General features: G+C 31.7%; 2 protein-coding genes. Both read left to right on the forward strand.

Annotated features, from left to right (window positions below; all coding sequences use genetic code 11):
- A partial coding sequence (locus tag N456_RS08630) for a condensation domain-containing protein (protein ID WP_240315507.1) occupies positions 1-1,596 on the forward strand: 1,596 nt, incomplete at its 5' end.
- Positions 1,597-1,993: 397 nt separating this feature from the next.
- Positions 1,994-5,290, forward strand: a 3,297-nt coding sequence (locus N456_RS08635; RefSeq protein ID WP_148639258.1) for a non-ribosomal peptide synthetase, incomplete at its 3' end; no start/stop codon positions are given.

The following is a 5,290-nucleotide window of genomic DNA, read 5'->3' on the forward strand; positions in this document are numbered from 1 at the left end:
GATTCTATCATAACTATCCAAGTAATCAGTCGTTTAAAAAAATCAGGATATCAAGCAAAACCTCGGGATATATTCGAGAATCAAACTGTACATGAGTTATCTAAAATTGTACAAGTCGGAGAAGGATATATAACAGGAGAACAAGGTATATTAGATGGAGCTTGTAAATTATTACCAATCCAAGAGTGGTATTTTAATGAAGCACATGCAACGACATCACAGTACAATCAATCCATACTTTTATCAATACCTAAATCATTGAGTGAGTCTGATCTCGATCAAGGGTTAACAACATTAGTAACACATCATGATGCCTTACGATTTAAATATGAACAAAAAGAAGGAGAGTGGAAACAAGAGTATTGCAATGTAAACAACGTTTTTGAGATTGTAGATATAACAAATATATCAAATGACCTCTCTGGTTCTATAACAGAAATCTGTAATTTATATCAGCAAAACTTGTCTATTCGTATAGGTAAGGTATTTCAGGGAGTTTTAATTAAAACTCCTAATACTGATTCATATAATCGATTATTTATAGTAGCACATCATTTAGTTATTGATGGAGTGTCTTGGCGTATTCTTATCAATGATATAGAACAGATTATAGAACATATACAAAAAGAAGAAAAGGTTAACTTAGGAGCAAAAGGATGTTCGTATCGACAATGGTTTAATGAATTAGAAAAATACGCTCATACAAATACAGTGTTGTCTCAGCAATCGTATTGGTCTGCCATTGCTAAAGATTATCAATCATTACCAGTTGATAAAATAACTGATGGAAATCACTTATATAAAGACATCACAAATTATACGATAACCTTGGATGAAGAAAGTACATCTTTATTAACAGGTGATATACACCATAGTTATACTACAGAAATAGATGATATTTTATTAGCTAGTTTAGCATTAACCATACAACAATGGTCAGGAAATAGTAAAGTAATTATTGGTCAAGAAGGTCATGGTAGAGAAGATATTTTTGATACAGTAGATATAGGAAATACTATTGGATGGTTTACTAATTTATACCCTGTTTTATTACCTGTAGAACAACCGGATTCTCCTAGAGAACTTATAAAAACCATAAAAGAACAGTTACGTTCTATCCCTGATAAAGGGATAGGATATGGAGCATTACGATATCTAAATTCTTTAGAAGAAGTACGACAATCTCTTGCAGAAGTACAATGGGATGTTGTATTTAATTATTTAGGACAATTAGATAATGCAGTCAATACGAGTAGTATTTTTAAAGGAGCAAAAGAATCTTCTGGAGTAGAGATTGGAGATAATATTAGGTTTGATTGTAAAATAGAGATTAACTGTTCTATAAGTATGGGACAGTTACGTCTTAATTGGAGTTATTTATCAACACAATATTATGCAGATACTGTTGAAAAATTAGCCAATGAGTATATTACAAATCTAAAAATGTTAATCATTCATTGTAGAGATAAAAAGAAAAAAGAATACACTCCTTCCGATTATGGTCTAGAAAATGAAATAGCATATGACGAATTAGATGCTATTACAAAAAATCTAACAGAGGAAGCCTATGAGGGAGAGGATATTCTAGAGTTTTAATAAAACATAACATAGAGAAAAAGCAATGCCTTAATAGTCAAAATTTGATTATTAAGGCTACTTGCGCTATTCCAGTATGCCTTTTTAGTTGTATTACCTAACCGGAGAATAAGGCTTTGAAGGATATATATCGTAGCATACATATTCATTATTCATAATAAATTTTATAAAACTCTAGTATCGAAAAAATGTACGAAAGAGGTTTGTAAATTATAGTTAAGTAACACTAAGAAGTATGTAGTATCAACTGTACAATTTAGAGCGTCTAACTGGTGGCCTAAATTTTTTATTAAAAGTACATTAAACTATTTATTACAATTTTTTACCAGTATTAAATTACTACAAATAAGGTAGTAGAATTATAAAAAACACTAATCAAAATTGATCATAAGACATTATGGAAGGCTTTATAAAAAAATTAGAAGAGTTAAACTTATTTCTAGTTAAAAAAGATGAAAACTTAATTCTAAGAGGGCTTAAAAGAAAGTTAGATGAAGAGGATAAAAATAAAATAAAGAATAATAAAGAAATTATAGACTTTATAAAGAAGAATAAAGCAGAATTACTTGAATATTTAGATACTAAATCGTTAATAGATTCTTTTTATAAGTTAAGTCCTATGCAAGAAGGAATGCTTTTTCATGGGCTATATGATACAGATTCTAAGGCATATATCGAACAGATGTCTTTAGATTTTTCAAAAGGATTACATGTAGAAGCTCTAAAATCTTCTTGGGAGTATGTGATGAAAAATCATAGTACGTTACGAACTTCTTTCTTGTATGAAGAATTGAGTATTCCTTTGCAATGTGCATATAACGAAGTAAAACTTCCATTTATAGAACTAGATTATAGTACATATGAAGGGATAGAAAAAGAAGAGAAACTAGAGAAATTTTTAACAGAAGATTGCGAGAAAGGTTTTAGTTTTAATGAAGTACCACTGATGCGAATCACGTTGATAAAAACGGGAAAGGATGCATACAAAATGGTTTTTACACATCACCACATACTAATGGATGGATGGTCATCTGCGATGCTAATGGAAGAGCTTTTAGTCGCATACGAAGCTTTTTATAAAGGAGAAGAACCGCCTCAGAAGAAAGAAGATGCATTTGAAGACTACATTAAGTATATCTCAAAAAGTGATGAACAAAAGGAAGAAGTATTTTGGAAAACATATATTTCTAAACTAGAAACATCTTCTATTCTACCTTTTTCAGAATCGACCACATTAAGAAATAAAGGAATAGGTAATAATGAAAAACTCTTATTGTCTTTAGAATCAGATTTTACAGAACATATAAAAAGTTATGCCACAGAAAAACGATTGACAGTTAACTCCATTATACAAGGAGTCTGGGCTTTACTATTATCTAGATATACAGGAAATGAAGAAGTAGTATATGGAGTTACCGTTTCTGGTCGTCCTACAGACCTAGAAAGATCAGAGCAGCGGTTAGGTTTGTATATTAATACACTCCCTTTATATACCAAGATAGATAATAATGTGTCTATTGGAGAATGGTTGACATCGCTGCAATTAGATCAGGTAAGTTGTAGAGAATATCAATATACCAGTTTGGCTAAAATACAAAGTTATAGTGGTGTTAGAGGAGATTTATTTGATAGTATACTCGTTTTTGAAAACTATCCAGTATCAGAAGTTCTTAAAAAAACCAATAATGTATTGCAGGTAGATAATATCACGACCAAAGAACAGACAAATTATTTATTGACAATTGCCGTTAATTTAGGTAGAGAATTAACCATAGAGTTTAATTATAATGACCAGTTACTTGATCGTTCTATATTAGAAATGATTAAAGGACATTTTTATACAGCTCTAAAACAAATTGTAACAAAATCAGATGCAGATAATGTTTCCGAAATTAGTATTCTTACTAAAGATGAAGAAAATAAGCTTTTACATCAATTTAATAATCCTGTAAAAAGACCTGATAAAGAAGAAACAATTTTAAGCTTGTTTAAAGAGCAAGTTAGAGAGAATGCTTCGGAGATTTCTCTTGTTTTTCAGGATAAGAAAATGACATACAAAGAATTGGATGAGAACTCTAATCAGTTAGCCAATTATTTGCTTTCCAATTATGACATTAATAAAGAAGAGTTTATAGGAGTAAAATTAGAACGGAGTGATTGGCTACTTGTTTCCATGATTGCAATATTAAAAGTAGGAGGAGCCTACCTACCCATAGATCCTAATTATCCAGAAGAGAGAATAAAATATATCGAAGAAGATAGCCAATGTAAAGTATTTATAACTCCAGAGGTAGTACAGGATTTTGATAAAAACAGAAATCAATATGCAGGTGATTGCCCTATTATTAATGTGCAAAGCAATAGTCTTGCGTATATGATTTATACTTCGGGTTCAACAGGTCGTCCTAAAGGAGTAATGATCGAACATGGAAGTATTGTAAATACTATTGTATCTCAGATCACTAATTTCTCTATAGGAAATTCAGAAAGATGTTTGCAGTTTTCTAATCAATCATTCGATGCATCAATGTGGGAAATACTGATTGCATTACTTGGTGGAGCAGCATTATATATTATTGATGAAAACATAAAATCAGATGTAGATCTGGTTATAAATTTTATAAATGAAAATGATATAACTTGGGCTACATTACCTCCTGCATTTGTAAAACTAATAGCGATAGAAGACATCCATTCTATAAAAACATTAGTAACAGCAGGTGAGGAAGCGCCTGTAGAAAAAGCAATTGCTTTTTCTAAAAAAGGAAAATATGTAAATGCTTATGGACCAACGGAAACTAGTATCTGTGCTACCGTTTACCAAGGAGATATAACAGCCAGAATACCTATAGGTACTCCTATTGACAATACTCGAGCTTACATAGTTTCAGATAGTATGCAATTACAACCTATTGGAGTTATAGGAGAGCTATGTTTTTCGGGTATAGGAATTTCTAGAGGTTATTTAAATAAGGAATCATTAACAGAAGATCGATTTATCTCAGATCCATTTACTTCAGGCTTACGCCTTTATAAGACGGGGGATTTAGCACGTTGGCTTAGTGATGGTAATATAGAGTTTTTAGGACGTAAAGATGATCAAGTAAAGATTAGAGGATATCGTATTGAACTAGGAGAAATCGAGAGTGTTTTATCAGAATTGCCATCAATTACGAGTTGCTGTGTTGTATCACGAGCAGATGGATCAGGTAGTAATCGATTAGTAGGGTATGTCGTCAGTTCTGATGCTATTGATAAGAGTTCGATACAGAGTCATTTAAAAACTCGTTTACCAGATTATATGATCCCTGGTGTTTGGGTAACATTAGAGGATATGCCTTTAACTAGTAATGGTAAGATTGATAAGAAGTCATTACCAGATCCAGACATGTCAGATGTATCGAGTTCAGTCTATGTTGCTCCTCAGAGTGCCATGGAAATATCTCTAGCTGAGATCTGGCAAGAATTGTTAGGAGTCCCTAAAGTAGGGATCCACGATAACTTTTTTGAGTTAGGAGGCCACTCCCTTCTCGCGACTCGATTGGTTTCTATGATTCGTAAGAGATTAGAAGTTGAAGTATCAATTAGAGAGATCTTTGATAACCCTATGATTTCAGGTTTAGTTGTTTGTATAGAAGGTGGAGTTGGTAAGGTTTCTCTTCCATCAGTTGTACATGAAGATAAAATAGGAAGA

This window comes from Aquimarina longa SW024 (assembly GCF_001401755.1).
Classification (GTDB): domain Bacteria; phylum Bacteroidota; class Bacteroidia; order Flavobacteriales; family Flavobacteriaceae; genus Aquimarina; species Aquimarina longa.